The sequence below is a fragment of the Synechococcus sp. NB0720_010 genome, from assembly GCF_023078835.1.
GTDB lineage: Bacteria > Cyanobacteriota > Cyanobacteriia > PCC-6307 > Cyanobiaceae > Vulcanococcus.
Genome location: NZ_CP090898.1, coordinates 1,689,468 through 1,707,595, shown reverse-complemented (window position 1 = coordinate 1,707,595; position 18,128 = coordinate 1,689,468). Strand labels below are relative to the sequence as shown.

The 18,128-nt window shown below is 65.4% G+C and carries 18 protein-coding genes; 10 read left to right on the top strand and 8 right to left on the bottom strand.

Going from position 1 to position 18,128, the window contains the following annotated elements; translation table 11 throughout:
- Window positions 1–36: 36 nt before the first annotated feature.
- The 9 genes from gcvT (at window position 37) to LY254_RS08915 (ending at window position 9,933) form a co-directional block, all read left to right on the top strand.
- Complete coding sequence (gene gcvT, locus LY254_RS08955; protein WP_247476720.1) at window positions 37–1,149, top strand: glycine cleavage system aminomethyltransferase GcvT; 1,113 nt, start codon at window positions 37–39, stop codon at window positions 1,147–1,149.
- Window positions 1,150–1,194: 45 nt separating this feature from the next.
- Window positions 1,195–3,018, top strand: a complete 1,824-nt coding sequence (gene aspS, locus LY254_RS08950; RefSeq protein WP_247476718.1) for an aspartate--tRNA ligase — start codon at window positions 1,195–1,197, stop codon at window positions 3,016–3,018.
- A gap of 92 nt (window positions 3,019–3,110) precedes the next feature.
- The gene (locus LY254_RS08945; RefSeq protein ID WP_247476716.1) at window positions 3,111–4,259 is read left to right on the top strand and encodes an RNA polymerase sigma factor, RpoD/SigA family; all 1,149 of its coding nucleotides are present in this window, start codon (window positions 3,111–3,113) and stop codon (window positions 4,257–4,259) included.
- A gap of 38 nt (window positions 4,260–4,297) precedes the next feature.
- A complete protein-coding gene (locus LY254_RS08940) occupies window positions 4,298–4,783 on the top strand; it encodes a Dps family protein (protein WP_010313715.1) in 486 nt (161 codons plus the stop codon).
- Window positions 4,784–4,842: 59 nt separating this feature from the next.
- Complete coding sequence (locus tag LY254_RS08935; protein WP_247476715.1) at window positions 4,843–6,492, top strand: CTP synthase; 1,650 nt, start codon at window positions 4,843–4,845, stop codon at window positions 6,490–6,492.
- Window positions 6,489–7,118, top strand: coding sequence for a 7-carboxy-7-deazaguanine synthase QueE (locus LY254_RS08930; RefSeq protein ID WP_010313719.1), 630 nt, complete (start codon window positions 6,489–6,491; stop codon window positions 7,116–7,118). The genes LY254_RS08935 and LY254_RS08930 overlap by 4 nt, the downstream gene beginning before the upstream one ends.
- Window positions 7,119–7,132: 14 nt before the next feature.
- Entirely contained in the window at window positions 7,133–7,825 is a 693-nt protein-coding gene (gene queC, locus LY254_RS08925) for a 7-cyano-7-deazaguanine synthase QueC (protein WP_043705224.1), read from the top strand.
- A 3-nt stretch (window positions 7,826–7,828) separates the two neighbouring features.
- The gene (locus LY254_RS08920; protein ID WP_247476714.1) at window positions 7,829–9,115 is read left to right on the top strand and encodes an anthranilate synthase component I family protein; all 1,287 of its coding nucleotides are present in this window, start codon (window positions 7,829–7,831) and stop codon (window positions 9,113–9,115) included.
- Window positions 9,112–9,933, top strand: a complete 822-nt coding sequence (locus LY254_RS08915) for an aminotransferase class IV (protein WP_247476713.1) — start codon at window positions 9,112–9,114, stop codon at window positions 9,931–9,933. Before LY254_RS08920 ends, LY254_RS08915 begins: the two co-directional genes overlap by 4 nt.
- A 2-nt stretch (window positions 9,934–9,935) precedes the next feature.
- Here the strand turns inward: LY254_RS08915 and urtE are convergent, their stop codons facing one another.
- From urtE to ureE, 8 genes are all read right to left on the bottom strand, one after another.
- Window positions 9,936–10,646: an urea ABC transporter ATP-binding subunit UrtE gene (urtE, locus tag LY254_RS08910; RefSeq protein ID WP_010313728.1), complete on the bottom strand. Its 711-nt coding sequence runs from the start codon at window positions 10,644–10,646 to the stop codon at window positions 9,936–9,938.
- The gene (gene urtD, locus LY254_RS08905) at window positions 10,643–11,398 is read right to left on the bottom strand and encodes an urea ABC transporter ATP-binding protein UrtD (RefSeq protein WP_010313730.1); all 756 of its coding nucleotides are present in this window, start codon (window positions 11,396–11,398) and stop codon (window positions 10,643–10,645) included. Before urtD ends, urtE begins: the two co-directional genes overlap by 4 nt.
- Window positions 11,395–12,522, bottom strand: a complete 1,128-nt coding sequence (urtC, locus tag LY254_RS08900) for an urea ABC transporter permease subunit UrtC (protein ID WP_247476712.1) — start codon at window positions 12,520–12,522, stop codon at window positions 11,395–11,397. The genes urtD and urtC overlap by 4 nt, the downstream gene beginning before the upstream one ends.
- Before the next feature lie 4 nt (window positions 12,523–12,526).
- Window positions 12,527–13,681 (bottom strand): branched-chain amino acid ABC transporter permease, encoded by a 1,155-nt coding sequence (locus LY254_RS08895; protein ID WP_247476711.1) that lies wholly within the window; start codon window positions 13,679–13,681, stop codon window positions 12,527–12,529.
- A 92-nt stretch (window positions 13,682–13,773) separates the two neighbouring features.
- Window positions 13,774–15,063 carry an urea ABC transporter substrate-binding protein gene (gene urtA, locus LY254_RS08890; RefSeq protein WP_247476710.1) on the bottom strand — a complete coding sequence of 430 codons (1,290 nt, stop codon included), beginning with the start codon at window positions 15,061–15,063 and terminating at the stop codon, window positions 13,774–13,776.
- Window positions 15,064–15,259: 196 nt separating this feature from the next.
- Window positions 15,260–15,865 carry an urease accessory protein UreG gene (gene ureG / locus LY254_RS08885; protein ID WP_029626041.1) on the bottom strand — a complete coding sequence of 202 codons (606 nt, stop codon included), beginning with the start codon at window positions 15,863–15,865 and terminating at the stop codon, window positions 15,260–15,262.
- A 36-nt stretch (window positions 15,866–15,901) separates the two neighbouring features.
- Complete coding sequence (locus LY254_RS08880) at window positions 15,902–16,588, bottom strand: urease accessory protein UreF (protein ID WP_247476709.1); 687 nt, start codon at window positions 16,586–16,588, stop codon at window positions 15,902–15,904.
- A complete protein-coding gene (gene ureE, locus LY254_RS08875) occupies window positions 16,581–17,081 on the bottom strand; it encodes an urease accessory protein UreE (RefSeq protein ID WP_247476708.1) in 501 nt (166 codons plus the stop codon). The genes LY254_RS08880 and ureE overlap by 8 nt, the downstream gene beginning before the upstream one ends.
- Before the next feature lie 78 nt (window positions 17,082–17,159).
- Here ureE and LY254_RS08870 point away from each other — a divergent pair, with 78 nt between their 5' ends.
- Window positions 17,160–18,083 carry an urease accessory protein UreD gene (locus tag LY254_RS08870; protein ID WP_247476707.1) on the top strand — a complete coding sequence of 308 codons (924 nt, stop codon included), beginning with the start codon at window positions 17,160–17,162 and terminating at the stop codon, window positions 18,081–18,083.
- Window positions 18,084–18,128 lie beyond the last annotated feature (45 nt).

Genomic DNA, 18,128 nt, shown 5'->3' with positions numbered 1-18,128 from the left:
CAAGATCCATAGGATCCGCCTGAGCATTGGACTGCCATGGCCGCCTCGCCTTCCCTCCAGCGCACGCCGCTCTTCGATGCGGCGCGGGAGGCCGGCGGACGGATGGTTCCGTTTGCCGGCTGGGAGATGGCCGTGCAATTCAGCGGCCTGATCGACGAGCACCAAGCCGTCCGTGAGCACTGCGGCCTGTTTGACATCTCCCATATGGGCGTCCTGCGCCTGCGGGGAGCCAACGTCAAGGACGCCATGCAGGGCCTGGTGCCCAGCGACCTCTTTCGGATTGGGCCTGGCGAGGCCTGCTATTCGGTCCTGCTCAATGCCGAAGGGGGCATCCGGGACGACCTGATCATTTACGACCGAGGCTGGCTGGAGAACGAGCAGGTCCACGAACTGGTGCTGGTGATCAACGCCGCCTGTGCCGAGAGCGACACGGCCTGGATGCGCAGCCAGCTGGAGCCCGCCGGCATCGAGCTGATCGACCTGAAGGGCTCGGGCACGCTGCTGGCCCTACAGGGACCGGAGGCCGCACAGCTCCTGGAGGAGTTGGCGGGCTGCTCCCTCGCTGGGCTGCCGCGCTTTGGCCACCGGGAGCTGACGCTGCCTGGCCTGGGTGAGGCGTTCGTTGGACGGACCGGATACACCGGTGAGGACGGCTTTGAGCTGCTGCTCTCCGCCGATGCCGGCCAACGCTTCTGGACCACCTGCCTGGAGCGGGGCGTCAAACCCTGCGGCCTGGGCGCCCGCGACACCCTCCGACTGGAGGCAGGCATGCATCTCTATGGCAGTGACATGGATGCCAGCACCTCGCCCCTGGAGGCCAGCCTGGGCTGGTTGGTGCATCTGGAGATGCCCAAAGACTTCATCGGCCGCCCGGTCCTGGAGCAGCAAACCGCGGACGGGCTGGAACGGCGCCTGGTTGGGCTGAAGCTCCAGGGCCGCGCCATCCCCCGCCATGGCTACCCGGTTCTCCAGAACGGAGAGGTGGTTGGAACCGTCACCAGCGGCACCTGGTCCCCGAGCCTGCAGGCCGGGATTGCCCTGGCCAGCGTGGCCACCGGCGCCGCCAAGCTCGGCACCAGCCTGGCCGTCGAAATCCGGGGCAAAGCGGAAGCCGCGGAGGTGGTCAGGCGCCCCTTCTACCGGCGCTGAGCCCACTCCAAGTGGGACAATCGCCGATCACCCACTTGTTTCCACATGCGCAGCCACGGATGCGGCGACCTGCGTCAGAGCGCCACCGGCCAGGCTGTGCAGCTGTGCGGCTGGGTCGACCGCAGCCGTGACCACGGCGGTGTGATCTTCATCGATCTGCGCGACCGCAGCGGCACCGTTCAAATCACCGTCGACCCCGACAACGGCGCCGAGATGTTCGCCGTGGCGGAACACCTGCGCAACGAAACGGTGATCCAGGTGGCGGGCAAGGTGCGCGAGCGCCCCGCCGATGCCATTAACGACAAGCTCTCCACCGGTCAGATCGAGGTGCTGGCCAGCTCCATCCGCGTGCTGAACAGCGTCAAGGGCAACCTGCCCTTTGCCGTCTCGGTGCACGACGAGGAGAACACCCGCGAGGAGCTGCGGCTGCGCCACCGCTACCTCGACCTGCGCCGCGAGCGCATGAACAGCAACCTGCGCCTGCGCGCCCAGACGATTCAGGCCGCGCGCCGCTTCCTCGAAGAGCAGGGCTTCATCGAGGTCGAGACGCCTGTGCTGACGCGCTCGACCCCCGAAGGCGCCCGCGACTACATCCTCCCCAGCCGGGTCTGCGGCGGCGAGTGGTTTGCCCTGCCCCAATCCCCCCAGCTGTTCAAGCAGCTGCTGATGGTGGGCGGCATCGAGCGCTACTACCAAGTGGCCCGCTGCTTCCGCGACGAGGACCTGCGGGCCGACCGCCAGCCGGAATTCACCCAGCTGGACATGGAGATGAGCTTCATGGATCAGGAGCAGATCCTGGAGCTCAATGAATCCCTGATCGCCGCCATCTGGAAGAGCGTCAAAGGCATCGAGTTGCCCCGACCCTTCCCGCGCCTGACCTGGCACGAGGCCATGGAGCGCTATGGCACCGATCGCCCCGACACCCGCTACGGCATGGAGCTGGTCAACGTCAGCGACCTGGTGGCTGACATGGGCTTCAAGGTCTTCAGCGGCGCCGTGGCCTCCGGGGGCTCGGTCAAATGCATCGCCGTCCCCGGCGGCAACGACGCCGTCTCCAACGTCCGCATCAAACCCGGCGGCGATGTCTTCAGCGAAGCCCAAAAAGCCGGCGCCGGCGGCCTGGCCTTCATCCGCGTCCGCGAAGGCGGTGAGATCGACACGATCGGCGCCATCAAGGACAACCTCAGCGACGAGAAAAAGGCGGAGCTGCTCAAGCGCACTGGCGCCGAGCCCGGCACCTTGATCCTCTTCGGGGCCGGCGACACCGCAACGGTCAACAAGGCCCTGGACCGCGTCCGTCAGTACCTGGCCCGGGAACTGGGCATGGTCAAAGCCGACGGCGAGAACGACAGCTGGAACTTCCTCTGGGTGGTGGATTTCCCGATGTTCGAGTTCAACACCGACGAGAACCGCTACGAGGCGCTGCACCACCCCTTCTGCGCCCCGAACACCGACGACCTCGGCAGCGACCCGGCCGCCTGGGCCGAGACCCTGCCCGGCGCCCGCGCACAGGCCTACGACCTGGTGCTCAACGGCCTAGAGCTCGGTGGCGGCTCCCTGCGCATCCACGATTCGGCCCTGCAGCGCCAGGTGCTGGAGACCGTGGGCCTGCCCCTGGAGGAGGCCAATGCCCAGTTCGGCTTCTTGATGGAAGCCCTCGACATGGGCGCCCCGCCGCACGGCGGCCTGGCCTTCGGTGTCGACCGGATGGTGATGCTGCTGGCGGGCGAGGAGTCCATCCGCGACACCATCGCCTTCCCCAAGACCCAACAGGCGCGCTGCCTGATGACCAGCGCACCCGGCGGCGTGGCCGAGAAGCAGCTCGAGGAGCTGCATGTGGCCAGCACCTGGGTGGACGAGGAGGACTGATCCTTCCCGGCAGAACCCGAATACAAACAAAGGCTTTAGGGCACTGTCTCAGTTGAGACCTGAAGCTTGATGGTGGCAATCGCCATCGGCCTATGGCCAAAGGTCCTCCCCGTCCACCAGCAAATTCCGGCAAAAAGCGCGGCAGCAGTGACCTGGTGCGCCTGTATCTGCAGGACATCGGTCGCGTTGACCTGCTCAGCCATGAGGAGGAACTCACCCTGGCCCGGCTGGTCCAGCGTCGCGAACGACTGCTGCAGGAACGCCGCAAACTCGCCCAACAATCGCCTGAAGTCCAGGTCCTGGAGGAGCTGGAGCACAGCCGCCAACAGTTGGCCTCCCATCTGGGGCACTGGCCCAGCCTTCAGCTCTGGTCCGAACACCAGCAGCGCAGCGGCGCCGAGCTCAAAGAGTCCCTCAAGGCAGGCCATGAAGCCTGGGCCACCCTCTCGGAGCTGAGCATCGCCGAACTCAAGCAGGCGCTCCACCAGGGGCGCCGGGCCCGAGATCGGATGATCCAGGCCAACCTGCGCCTGGTGGTGGCCGTCGCCAAGAAATACCAGCAACGGGGCATGGAGCTGCTGGACCTCGTGCAGGAGGGCACCCTGGGCCTCGAGCGGGCGGTGGAGAAGTACGACCCCACCCGCGGCTTCCGCTTCAGCACCTACGCCTACTGGTGGATCCGCCAGGGGATTACCCGGGCCATCGCCACCCAAAGCCGCACGATCCGCCTGCCGGTTCACGTCACCGAGAAGCTCAACCGGATCAAAAAAGCGCAGCGCCAGATCGCCAGCGAACACGGACGCCTGGCTTCCGTGGCCGACCTCGCCAAGGAACTGGGCCTCAGCGAAGAGGTCATTCGCCTCACCCTGATGCGGGTGCCGCGCTCGGTCTCCCTGGACACGCGGGTGGGCCGTGACCAAGACACGGAGCTGGGGGATCTGCTGGAGGACGGCCACGCCACCCCGGAGCAGGCCCTGACCAAGACCCAACTCCACGACGACCTCGAAGCCCTCCTCGAGGAGCTGAGCGGCCGCGAGGCCGAGGTCATCCGCCTGCGCTTCGGCTTGGAGAACGACACCCCGCAAACCCTCTCCCAGATCGGCGAAGACCTACACCTCTCCCGTGAGCGCGTCCGCCAGATCGAAACCCGCGCCCTGCTCAAACTGCGGCAACCCCAGCGCCGCTGCCGGGTGCACGACTACTTGCTGAACATCGACGGAGACAGCGCTCCCAGCGGCTGAAAATCCAGCTATCAATCGGGCAGCAGCGCGCCCGAGAGATGGCCAATTCCATGCCCAGCATCGACATCGGCATCCCCGAGGCCCAGCGCCAGGAGATCGCCCAGGGCCTCAGCCGCCTACTGGCGGACACCTATGTCCTCTACGGCAACACCCACGGGTTCCACTGGAACGTCACGGGGCCGATGTTCAACACGCTCCATTTGATGTTCATGGACCAGTACACGGAGCTCTGGACCGCCCTGGACGTCATCGCCGAACGCATCCGCGCCCTCGGGGTCGTCGCCCCCCATGGCGGCAGCAGCCTGGCCAAGCTCGCCTCCATTCAGGAAGCCCCCCAGCAACCCGCCGCCCTGGAGATGGTTCGGCTGCTGGTCAGCGGCCATGAGTCCGTGGCCCGCACCGCCCGCAGCATCTTCCCCCTGGCCGATGCCGCCAGCGATGAGCCCACGGCCGATCTGCTGACCCAACGGCTGCAGATCCACGAAAAAACCGCCTGGATGCTGCGCAGCCTGCTGGATCAATAGGTCTTCGCGGCGAGGGCCCCTAGATCAGGCCGGTACATTGAAGGGTCGCTTCAGGAGCCATGGCCAAATTCGTCTTCGTGACCGGTGGCGTGGTGTCCAGCATCGGCAAAGGAATCGTGGCGGCCAGCCTGGGGCGCCTGCTCAAGAGCCGCGGCTACAGCGTCTCGATCCTGAAGCTCGACCCCTACTTAAACGTGGACCCGGGCACGATGAGCCCGTTCCAGCACGGTGAGGTCTTCGTCACCGAAGACGGCGCCGAGACCGACCTGGACCTGGGGCACTACGAGCGCTTCACCGACACCGCCATGTCGCGCCTGAACAGCGTGACCACCGGTTCGATCTATCAATCGGTCATCAACAAGGAGCGCCGCGGCGACTACAACGGCGGCACCGTGCAGGTGATCCCCCACATCACCGGTGAGATCCGCGAGCGCATCCACCGCGTCGCCGCCAACAGTGGTGCTGATGTGGTGATCACCGAGATCGGCGGCACGGTCGGTGACATCGAGTCCCTGCCCTTCCTCGAAGCCATCCGCGAGTTCCGGGGGGATGTGGGCCGCAACGACCTGGCCTACGTGCACGTGACCCTGCTGCCCTACATCGGCACCTCCGGCGAACTCAAGACCAAGCCCACCCAGCACTCGGTCAAGGAGCTCCGCTCCATTGGCATCCAGCCCGACGTCCTGGTCTGCCGCAGCGACCGCGAGATCAATGAGGAGCTGAAGGGCAAGATCGGCGGCTTCTGCGGCGTCCCCACCCGGGCGGTGATCCCCGCCCTGGATGCCGACAGCATCTACGCCGTTCCGATCACCCTCGAGAAGGAGGGGCTCTGCCGCGAGGTGCTCGATCTGTTGGGCCTGACGGACCACGAGTCCGACATGCAGCGCTGGGAGCAGATGGTCGCCAAGCTGCGCAACCCCGGCCCCGCCGTGAAGGTGGCTCTGGTGGGCAAGTACGTGCAGCTCAACGACGCCTACCTCTCGGTGGTCGAAGCCCTGCGCCATGCCTGCATCGACCGCGATGCCGCCCTGGATCTGCATTGGATCTGTGCCGAGCAAATCGAAGAGCAAGGGCCGGAGGCCCTGCTGCGCGGCATGGATGCCGTGGTCGTCCCCGGTGGCTTTGGCAACCGCGGCGTCGACGGCAAGGTGGCGGCCATCCGCTGGGCCCGGGAGCAGCGGGTCCCCTTCCTGGGCCTCTGCCTGGGGATGCAATGTGCCGTGATCGAGTGGGCCCGCAACCAGGCCGGACTGACGGGAGCCACCAGCGCCGAACTGAACGCTGACAGCCCGCACCCGGTGATTCACCTACTGCCCGAGCAACAGGATGTGGTCGATCTGGGCGGAACGATGCGCCTCGGGGTCTACCCCTGCCGCGTCGCGCCCGGCACCCTGGCCCACCGCCTCTATGGCGATGAGGTGGTCTACGAGCGCCACCGCCACCGCTACGAGTTCAACAACGCCTACCGCAACCTCTTCCTGGAGTCGGGCTACGAGATCAGCGGCACCTCCCCCGATGGCCGCCTGGTGGAGCTGATCGAGCTGAAGAACCACCCCTTCTTCACCGCCTGCCAGTACCACCCGGAATTCCTCTCCCGCCCGGGCCAACCCCACCCGCTCTTCCGTGGTCTGATCGAAGCGGCGCAACAGCGCCTGCCCTCCAGCCCCAGTGAAGCGATTGCCCAAGGGGCGAACATCTCGGCGGCATGAGTGAGCAGGAGCCATTGGGCTCCAGCGGCCTACCCGTCGTGGAGACCTTCCACTCCCTGCAGGGGGAGGGCCTCCATGCCGGCCGCAGCGCCTTTTTCATTCGCCTGGGGGGCTGCAGGGTCGGTTGCAGCTGGTGCGACACCAAGCACTCCTGGCCCGCCGAGGTGCACCCGCAGCAGAGCCTTGAGGAACTGGCCTTGGCCTGCGCAGAGGCGGCCTCAGCGGGCGCGGCCTTCGTTGTACTCACGGGCGGCGAACCGCTGCACCACAACCTCGACGCGCTCAGCGCGGCCATCCGCCAGCACTGCTCGCTGCCCATCCACCTGGAAACCAGCGGCGTGGATCCCCTGACGGGATCACCCGACTGGATCAGCCTCTCCCCCAAGCGCCATCAACCTCCCAGGGCCGAGCTGCTGCAACGCTGCGATGAGCTGAAGGTCGTGGTGCATGAGGCTGCCGATCTGCTTTTTGCCGAGGTCAGCGCCAGCCAGGCCCCCCAGGCGACCTGGCTGCTGCAACCGGGCTGGGACTGCCGCGAAGGCCAGGCCCTGGCCCTGGAGTTTGTGCAGTCCCAGCCCCGCTGGCGCCTGAGCCTGCAATCCCACAAGTGGCTGGGGGTGCGCTGAGGCGAGTGGGCATCATGGAGTCGGTGCCCTCCACCGAAACCTTGCCCACTGCGATCGCCCTGCTCTCCGGAGGGCTGGATTCCGCCACCGCCGCCGCCCTCGCCCAAGCGGAGGGCTACCGCGTGATCGGCCTCTCCTTCGACTACGGCCAGCGCCACCGGCGCGAGCTGCAGGCCGCCGCGGCCGTCGCCCAGACCCTGGGCCTCGCCGAGCACCAGAGCATTCACGTCAACCTGGCCGCCTGGGGCGGCTCCGCCCTGACCGACACCGCCATGGATGTGCCCAACGAGGGGGTGCAGGAGGGCGTCATCCCCAGCACCTATGTCCCGGGGCGGAACACGGTCTTCATCGCCATCGGCCTGAGCCTGGCGGAAGCGCGCGGGGCCGAGCGGCTGGTCCTGGGGGTCAATGCCGTCGACTACTCCGGCTACCCGGACTGCCGTCCGGATTACCTCGGCGCCTTCCAGACCCTGGCCGACCTGGCCAGCAAAGCCGGCCGCGAGGGCCATGGCACCCAGCTCTGGGCCCCCCTGGTGGAGTGGAGCAAGACCAAGATCGTCGAAGAGGCTCTGCGCTTGGGGGTCCCGATTGATCAAACCTGGAGCTGCTACAGCGGCGGCGAGCAGCCCTGCGGCGTCTGCGACAGCTGCCGCATTCGTGATGCAGCCCTGATCGAGGCCGGGCGCCCCGATCTGGCGAGCCGCTGAGTGATGGCCAGAGCGCCGCTGCCCTGGATCGAACCCGCTGATCTAGCCCGCCACCTCGCCGCCCGTTTTGGACCAGAGGGGCTGATCTGGCTGGATGGGGACGGCAGCGACTTGGGGCGCTGGGCCAGCCTGGCCGCCGACCCGCTCGAGCAGATCGTCTGCCGCGGCCTCCCCGGGGAAAGCGAAAGCCGCGATCCGTTTGCGGCCTTGCGGGAGCTCGGGGAAGGGCACTGGTGCGGCTGGCTGAGCTACGAGGCGGCGGCCTGGGTGGAACCCGCGGCGCACTGGAAGCCCGATGCGATGGCGACCCTCTGGATGGCGCGCCACGACCCCATCTTTCGCTTTGACCTGCAGGAGCGCACCCTCTGGCTGGAGGGGGTCGATCCAGAGCGCCTCGAAGCCATGGCCACCTGGGCCTCAGGACTGGCAGCCAGTAGCCCCGGCCCAGCAGCAGCGGCGGCCATTGCGGACTGGCAGTGGCAGACCAGCCCAGAGCAGTTCAGCGATGGGGTCCAGCAGATCCGCGAACGGATCGCCAGCGGAGACATCTTTCAGGCCAACCTCACCGCCTGCTGCTCCACTGAGCTGCCCGCTCCCGCCGACCCGCTGCAGCTGTTTGAGCGGCTGCGGCGGCGCTGCCCCGCCCCCTTCGCCGGCCTGGTCGTGGCCCCCGGAGAAGCGGTGATCTCCGCCTCGCCGGAGCGCTTTCTGCAGGTCAGCCCCAGCGGCCAGGTGGAGACCAGGCCGATCAAAGGCACCCGGCCGCGGAGATCCGATCCGGAGCAGGACGCCGACCAGGCGGCGGACTTGGTCTGCAGCAGCAAAGACCGCGCCGAGAACGTGATGATCGTGGACCTGCTGCGCAACGACCTGGGTCGGGTCTGCCAAAGCGGCTCGATCCAAGTCCCGCAACTGGTCGGACTGGAGAGTTACGCGCAGGTCCACCACCTCACCTCTGTGGTGACCGGGCAACTGAAAGCCGGAGCCGACTGGGTGGACCTGCTCGAGGCCTGCTGGCCGGGGGGCTCGATCACAGGGGCGCCCAAGTTACGGGCCTGCCAGCGCATCGCTGAACTCGAGCCCGTGGCCCGCGGGCCCTACTGCGGCTCCTTGCTACGGCGGGATTGGGATGGCAGCTTCGACAGCAGCATCTTGATCCGCACCGTGCTGCAACACGGCACCACCCTGCGCTGCCATGCGGGCTGCGGCATCGTGGCCGACTCCGATCCCAAAGCTGAAGCCGAGGAGCTGGGTTGGAAGCTGAACCCGCTGCTGGAGGCCCTGGCATGACAGGCCACAGCCTGGTCTGGAGCGATGGGCGCTGGGGCGAAGCCAACGCCCTGCAACTCCCCCTGAATGACCGCGGCCTGCTGCTCGCCGATGGCCTGTTCGAAACGGTGCTGGTGCTGGACGGACGTGCCCGTCTGCTGGAGCCCCACCTTGAGCGCTGGCGCAGTAGTGCGGCGCTGCTGGGCCTGCCCGAACCGCCCCAAACGGCCGTGGTCCAACCACTGGTGGAGGAAGCGATTGCGCGTTGCGACCTGCCTGCAGGCCAGGGCGCCCTGCGGCTGAACTGGAGTGCCGGCAGCGGTGGCCGCGGTCTGGATCGCCCAAACGCCCTGGATCCGCGCTTCTGGCTGCAGCTCAGCGCCCACACCCCGACGTTTGCGCCGGTTCAGGTCATCATCAGTCGCCATGAGCGGCGCAATGGCTCCAGCCGCCTGAGCCATTGCAAGACCTTTGCCTACGGGCAGGCGGTGCAAGCCCGCCGCGAGGCCCGCGGCGCCGGAGCCGAAGACGCCCTACTGCTGAGCACCAGCGGTGAACTCTGCTGCGGGACCGCCGCCAACCTGCTGGTGCAGCGTCAAGGGCAATGGCTCACGCCCGCGCTCAGCAGCGGCTGTCTCCCCGGGGTCATGCGGGGGCAACTGCTTGAGCGTGGCCTAGCCACAGAATCGCAGTTGGATGCCACACCCCAAGACGGCGACCGTTGGCTGCTGATCAACAGCCTCAGCTGCAGGCCCATCACCAGCGTGGATGGAGCCGCTCTGACTCCCCTCAGCTTGGAAGAGGTCAGAGCGCTCTTTGATCCACTTCTGGCGGACTGAGCTCAGACGCTGAGGAAGCGATTGACTACGTCCTGACTGAGCTCACCGGTGGGACCGCTGGCCACGATGCCCCCCCGTTGCATCGCGTAGTAGCGATCGGCCTGGCGAACGAAGTGCAGGTGCTGCTCGACGAGCAGAACACCGATGCCGGTCTCAGCAATGATCCGGCGCACCGCGGACTCAATGTCCTGCACGATGTTGGGCTGAATCCCTTCGGTGGGCTCGTCCAACAGCAGGAGCTTGGGCTGACCCAGCAGGGCACGGGCAATCGCCAACTGCTGCTGTTGACCGCCGCTCAGGTCCCCGCCCTTGCGGGGTAAAAACTCCCTCAGGATCGGGAACAACTCATAGACGAAGGGATCAATGCGGCGGTGGCGGGCCAATCCGCCGGGGAGGGCCTCCATGCCGAGCATCAGGTTCTCCTCAACCGTCAGCTGCGGAATGATCTCGCGCCCCTGGGGGACGTAGCCCACACCAGCGCGCGCCCGTTGGTGGGGAGCCTGGCGGTCCAGGGCCGCACCGTTGAACACGATCGTGCCCTGACGGGCCCGCAGCAAACCGATCAACGACTTCAGCAGGGTGGTTTTTCCCACCCCATTGCGGCCAATCAGGCAGACCATCTCCCCGGCATTCACGGTGAGATCGACATCGCGCAGGATGTGGCTCTCGCCGTAATAGGTGTTCAGCCCGCGGATCTCCAGCAGGGCGGTCATGGGTGTTCCTCCTCTGATGTTCCGAGATAGACCTCAATCACCCGGGGATCGTCCTGCACCTGATCCATCGTTCCCTCGCAGAGGACGTGGCCCTGGTGCAGCACCGTCACGGGACTCTCCAAGCGGCGGATGAACTCCATGTCGTGCTCGATCACCAGCACGGTGTGATCACCAGCGAGGGACTTGAGCAAATCGGCCGTCAGGTCGGTCTCCTCATCGGTCAGGCCCGCCACCGGTTCATCCACCAGCAGCAGATCGGGGTCCTGTCCCACCAGCATCGCGATCTCCAGCCATTGCTTCTGGCCATGGGAGAGCGCTCCGGCCTGCCAATCGGCGCGGCTCTGCAGGTTGACGATGCCCATCAGGTGTTGAACCCGATCGCGCTCCCCTGAACCGAGACCGCCAAACAGCAGGGGCCAGGGCTGCTTCGGCCGGCTGACCGCTAAGGCCAAATTCTCCTGAACGCTGAGCTTCTCAAACACCCGCGGGCTTTGGAACTTACGACCAATCCCCAACCGGGCAATGCGGTGCTCCGCGCGGCCCACCAAGGAGCGGCCCTTGAACACCACATCCCCCTCCGTCGGAGCGGTCTTGCCGGTAATCACATCCAAGAAGGTGGTCTTGCCGGCCCCATTCGGGCCGATCACCGCCCGCAGCTCCCCGGGCTGGAGGCTGAGATTTAGATCGCGCAGGGCCAGAAAGCCGTCAAAGCTGACGGTGATCTGGCTCAGCTCAAGCAACGGTGCACTCATGGCTGAACCTCCTCTTGTCCTTCCAGTTCCAGTTGCGGGTAGGTCCCCATGCGCCGGGCGATGCCCAGGCGCGAGAGCAGGTTGCGGGGGCCGTCGCTACGCCACCAACCGATCACACCCTCCGGCAGAGCGGTGACCACAAGGATGAACAGACCGCCCTGGATGAACAGCCAGCTCTGGGGCATGGCTTCACTCACGAGGCTCTTGGCGTAGTTGATCGCCACGGCACCCAAGATCGCCCCCACCAAGGTTCCCCGTCCGCCAACGGCGACCCAAATCACCATCTCGATCGAGAAGGGAACGGTCATGTACTGAGGCGAAACGATGCCCGATTGCACCGTGTAGAGCGCTCCGCCGATGCCGGCCAGACCACCGGCAATCGCGAAGACGATCGTCTTGAACAAGGTGGGGTTGAACCCCGCAAAGCGCAGCCGGGGCTCGTCATCGCGAATGGCGATCAACACATCGCCAAAGCGGCCACGAACCACCCAGCGCACAAAGGCCCAGGCCGCAATCACCATCAAGGCGGTGAACCAGAAGAAGCCGCGCTGCATCTCTGGTGAACCCACCATCTGACCAAACAGCTGGGTCACATCGGTCTTGAGACCGTTGGTGCCATTGATCAATTTCTGCTGGCCGTTGAAGAAGTTGAAAAAGACCAGCAGGGCCGCCTGGGTCAGGATCGAGAAGTAGACCCCTTTAATGCGGTTGCGGAAAACCAGGTTCCCCAGAACAGCGGCCAACACCGCGGGGATGAGCCAGATCGCCACAAGGGTGAACAGGGGCGAATGGAACGGAACCCAGAACGCCGGGAGTTGCTTCACGCCGTAGAGACCGAAGAACTCCGGAATCCCATTGGGGAAACCCGCTGAACTATTCAGCTGCAGATACATGGCGGCCGCATAGCCCCCCAAGGCAAAGAAGATGCCCTGCCCAAGGCTGAGCAACCCCGTGAAGCCCCAAATCAGATCGATGCCCAGGGCGACGATCGCCAAGGAGAGAAAGCGTCCCAGCAGGTTGAGTCGAAAGACGGGAAGGACCGCCGGAGCCGCGACGATCGCAGCGATGATCACCACCCAAAGCAGCAGCTTTGGCCAGCGGGACTGTTGAAGGCGTACAAACATTGGTTCAGGCCTCCACCATGCGTCCCTTCTGCGGGAACAAGCCCGCGGGACGGAATTGCAGGAAGAGCACGATCAGGGCGAAGACCATCACCTGGGCCATGCTCGTGGTCGCAAAAAACTTCACCGTGGCTGCCAGCGGCGACGGCATGGCCGGCCAGAGGCTGAGCAGACGGCCGGCGCCGATCAGATCGGTCAGCCAACCAATCGCGAAGGACGCCAGAACGGCGCCAAAGAGGTTGCCGACGCCGCCCAGCACCACAACCATGAAGCAGCCCACGATGTAAGAACCACCGACGTTCGGCCCAACCGAACCCAACAACGAGACAGCCACACCAGCGATCCCCGCCAGTCCAGAGCCGATGCCAAAGGTCAGGACATCGACCGTGTCGGTGGGAATGCCAAGGCAGTCGCTCATCGTGCGGTTCTGGGTCACCGCGCGTATGCGTGTTCCCCAAACGCTGCGGTTGAGGAACAGGGTGACGCCCAGAACAGAAACCACCGTCATCGCGATGATCACCAATCGGGGCACCGGCAGGGTGAGATCGGCCCACTCCAGGCCGCCGCGCATCCATTGGGGCGCAGTCACATCAACGTTGCGGGAGGTCGCCCGGGCAATCCGCGAGATCTGGGAGGCCAGTCCACCGGCCAACAGCACCCCGGCAAGCGCCGAGGTAGCCCAGCAGCCGGCACGCACCAGCCGCGCCCGCGGGCCTTCGAGCAGGGGGGCCGGCAAGAGCAGCGGCAAGCTGAAGCCCACCACCAAGGCGAGAACCACTCCAGCAGCCGTCGCCAGCGGAACACTGCGCACAAACTGCTGGAGGATCAGGCTCACGCCCCAGGTCGCCAGCAGGGTCTCCAGGGGATTGCCGTAGAGACGGCGAATGACCGTGCGCTCCAGCAGGATTCCGACAACGCCGCTCACCACGAAGGCCAGCGGAATCGCCACCAAGACATAGAGGTTGTAGACGGGCTCAAAGGCCGGCAGCTTGAAGATCAGCTGCACGACGTAGGTCGTGTAGGCGCCGAGCATGATCAGCTCGCCATGGGCGAGGTTGATCACCCCCATCAAGCCGAACACAATCGCCAATCCAAGGGCGGCCATCAGCAAGACCGAGCCGATGGCCACTCCGTTGAAGAGGCTTTCAAACAGCAATTGCACGGAAATCCGAAGCGGGGCAGCAAGGGAGAAAGCAGAAAAAGAGGAGCCCCCGGAAGGACTCCTCCATCAGTCAGAGCAACCGGAAAGGGCGATCAGAGCTTGTAGCGCTCACCCTTCTTGGCGTCCGTCCAGTCGCAGGCGTAGCCCTTGGAGCTGGGCTCGTACTGGTTCCAGGCCTGGGGAGCCACAGGACCATTGGTGGACTGGAGGATCTTGAACTGACCGTCCTTGGTGATCTCACCGATGCGCACGGTCTGGGAGAGGTGGTGGTTCGGCATCACCTTGACCTTGCCCTGGGGCGCATCGAATTCGATACCAATCAGGGCTTCGCGCACCTTGTCGTCATCGAAGCTGTTGGCCTTCTCAACGGCGGCCTTCCAGAGGTAGACCATGTTGTAAGCCGACTCCTGCGGGTCAGCGACCATGCGATTGCTGCCGTACTTCTTCTTGAAGTCAGCGGCGAACTTCTTCGATGCCGGGGTATCGATCGACATCATGTAGTTCCAGGCGCCGTAGTGGCCCTCAAGGAACTCAGGTCCAATGGTGCTGATCTCTTCTTCCGCGATGGAGTAGCTCATCACGTAGTAGCCATTCGCCGGGGTCAGACCGGCGTCCTGGATCTGCTTGAAGAAGGCAACGTTCTGGTCACCATTGAGGGTGTTGATGATCACACCGCCGTTGGGCATCGCCTTTTTGATCTTGGCGATGATCGGAGCCACCTCGGTGTTACCCAGGGGCAGGTAGTCCTCGCCAACCACCTTGCCGCCCAGGGACTTGAGCTGCTGCTTGGTGATGGTGTTGGAGGTGCGGGGGAAGACGTAGTCGGATCCCACCAGGAAGAAGGGCTTGCCAGCGGCAGGCGACTTCTTGAACATGAACTCAGTTGCAGGCTCCGACTGCTGGTTCGGAGTTGCACCGGTGTAGAAGATGTTCTTGGAACACTCCTGACCTTCGTACTGAATCGGGTAGTAGAGGAACGCGTCCTTCGACTCGTAGACCGGCAACATCGCCTTTCGGCTTGCTGACGTCCAACCACCGAAGACCACAGGCACCTTGTCCTGATCGATCAGCTTTTTGGACTTCTCAGCGAAGGTCGGCCAGTCGGAAGCGCCGTCTTCAACGATGTATTCAATCTTGTATTTCTTGCCATCAACGGTGACACCACCGGCGGCATTAATCTCATCAATAGCCATCTTCTCAGTGTCCACCAGGGTGGACTCCGAGATCGCCATTGTGCCGGTCAAGGAGTGAAGAATCCCGACCTTAACCGTGTCGTCGTACTGAACATTGGAGGCAGAATCACCACCACCACAAGCCACCAGACTCACAGAGGTGGCGAGAGCCGTTGCACCGGTCAGCAGACGCAACGAAGACTTTCGCATCAAAGGAGATGCCATAACTTTGAATCAATGAAGGCCGCCGCCGTCGTTCAGCGGTTCAAGGAATGTATTGATCGAGGCAGGCGCTCACGAGTAGCAACAAGCACCGAATCGGCAATTGCGAGACTGATCAGACTCGCGGCAATTCTCCTGAGGATTCACCACCCTTTGCGCCGTATCAACGGCCACCAATCGGCGGCTACTTCGGTAGCTGTTGCAGCAAAAACGCCTCGACCTGCTCGAGGCCCTCGCCGCTGTGGAGGTTGGTGAAGCACCAGCTCCGGCCCGAGCGCATCCGCTCGGTGTCACGCTCCATGACCTCCAGGCTGGCCCCCACCATCGGAGCCAAATCGATCTTGTTGATCACCAGCAGGTCCGAGCGGGTGATGCCGGGCCCTCCCTTGCGCGGAATCTTGTCGCCGGCGGCCACGTCAATGACGTAGATGCAGAGGTCCACCAACTCCGGACTGAAACTCGCCGCCAAGTTGTCGCCGCCGCTCTCGACCAACACCAGATCGAGATTCGGGTAGGCCGCCTCGAGGTCCGCGACGGCAGCTCGATTGATCGAGCAGTCCTCCCGGATCGCCGTGTGGGGACAGCCCCCGGTTTCCACACCGCGAATGCGGCCGGGCTCCAGTGCGCCAGCGCGGGTCAGGAACTGGGCGTCCTCCTGGGTATAGATGTCGTTGGTGACCACCGCCAGCTCCAACCGATCGCGAAGGCGCCGGCAGAGGGCCTCGACGAGGGCGGTCTTACCCGAGCCCACGGGCCCAGCCACACCAACCCGCAGACGACTGGTGGTCATCTCCTTCGCCAATTCATTCTCAGCATTGTGCTCAGCTCAACTGCGGAACAGGCGGGAGTAGAGCTCTGCGTGGCGCAGCTGGGCCAGCCCCGCACCGACGCCGCCATTCCACTGCTGCCCTGGATCCATCGACGCCAGCTCCTGAGCCCGCTGAGCGAGCAGCGGAGCGAGCCTCAACTGCAGCCGCTGGGCCTGGGTTGGCCCAAGAGGCACCAAGCGCACCGCTGCACTGAGCTGGTTGGAGACCCAGGAATAGAGGTAGGCCTCCTCCACCTCCGGGGAGTCCAACTCCAAAACCGCGCAGGCCCAGGCATAGGCCGCCGGCCAGGCCAACAACGTTCCGGCTCGGGGCAAGGGCCAGCCCAGATCCGCCAACAACTGCAGGAGCGAACGCCCCATCTGCCGCTGCTGAGCCCGCAGCTCCGCTGATTCCCGCTGCACCAGCAACCACTGATCAAGGCTGCGCAGCTCCTGCTCCGCCTGCGGCTCACCGTCTTTCCAGGCGCGCATGAACGCCATCAAGGGCGCGAGCGCTGCGGCCTCAATCGCCACCCCACCACGCCGCAACTCAGCGCTGAGCCAATCCTCCATCGCCTGCTCGGAGGTGACCTGACCGGCCTGAACCAAGACCTCAAGACCCTCGGAATAACTGAAGGCCCCCACCGGCAAGGCCGGACTCACCAGTTGATAGAGCCTGAGCCGCGCCAGTTGCCGATCAGCCATGGGAGTGGGCATGGGGAACGCCCGCATAGGCACCGGCCTCGGGCTGAAATGGAGCATCCAGACAGTCCACCTGCAGCTGCCTTTGGCGCAGCAGCTCCGCCAACACGCTGTCCTGCAACAGAACCAAGCGGTCGGGGTGCAGCTCCATCGCCACGTGGCGATTACCCAGGTGATAAGCAGCCTGCAGCAGAGCCAGGGGCTCAGCGCTGCGCACCTGCATCACCGGCTCCGGTGCCGCCTCCACCAGAACCTGCCAACAGCCGTCGTCACTCAGCAGCTGATCACCGGGCTGCAGGGCAGCGCCCCGGGGAAGCTGCAGCACCAGATCCCGCCCGCAGCGACTGCGGCGATGGCCCCGCAGGCTGGTGCGCTCATCCGCCGTCAACGCCAAGGTCAACGCCTTGGGGCCGAGCTCCGGCAGCACACCCTTGGGGCGGCGCTCCACCAACACGATCGCTGAACCCTGCTCCACCTGAGGCGACCCGAGGGCCATCACCCTGACGAGCCACCGCACTGGACCTTTGTGGCGATTGCTACCAAAGCTGGACCGGCGGGACCGGAGTATGCGGCCATGGCTGAGTCGCAATCCACCTGGAGGGGACGTGTCGCGCTCCAGTTCGAGCGAAGGGGCTCTGCGGGGGGCGAACGGACCATTCACCAAGGACAGGCCAGCTCCCCGCTCAAATTGCAGCGCGCCCAGTGGCAGAGCAGTGGCCACTGCGAGCTGCCGATCCTGCACACCGCCGGGGGCTTGGTCGGTGGTGACGAACTCGAGATCAGCGCCCAGCTCGCACCCCAGAGCCAGGCCCTACTCACCAGCGTCGCAGCCCAGAAGGTCTACGGAAGCGTTGGACGCTCCCGCCAACAACCGCAGGGACGCTGGGCTCGGCAGGCCTTGAGGTTTGAACTCAAACAGGGCAGCCAACTCGAATGGCTTCCGCAGGAGCTGGTGCTCTACGCCAATGGCCTGTTCGAGCAGACCTGCCGTATCGAGCTGGAACCGGGTGCCAGCTTCCTCGGAGCGGAGGTCGTGCGCCTGGGGCGAACCGCCGCGGGGGAGTCCCTCGAGCAGGGCTGCTGGCGTTCCGCCCTGGAGATCCACCGCAGCGGAGCCAACGGCGGACGCTGGGAATTGGTCGATCGCCTGGAGCTCAAGGATGCAGCGCTGACGGGGGAACATGGCATGGCAGCCCAGCCGGTCTTCGGCTCCCTGGCCTGGATCGCCGGGGACCCACTCCCCCCAGCCGCCATGGAGGAACTCCTTGATACCTGCCGCCAGCAGCGCGCTGGTCTCGAAGGAACCATGGCCTGCGGCGCCCTCGAGCAGGGCCTGGTAGCCCGCTATCGCGGCCCCTCCAGCCAAGCCGCCCGGTTCTGGTTTTGCCGCATCTGGGCCTTACTTCGCTCAGCGCAAGGGCAAGCCCAGCCGGAACTTCCCCGGGTCTGGCCCTTTCAGGAAAACCCCTTGGCGCAGGGGGCTGAGTGTTCAGCCTGAACAGAGAACGGTCCAGGGCGGAACCAGAGTGAGCCCCTCTGATCA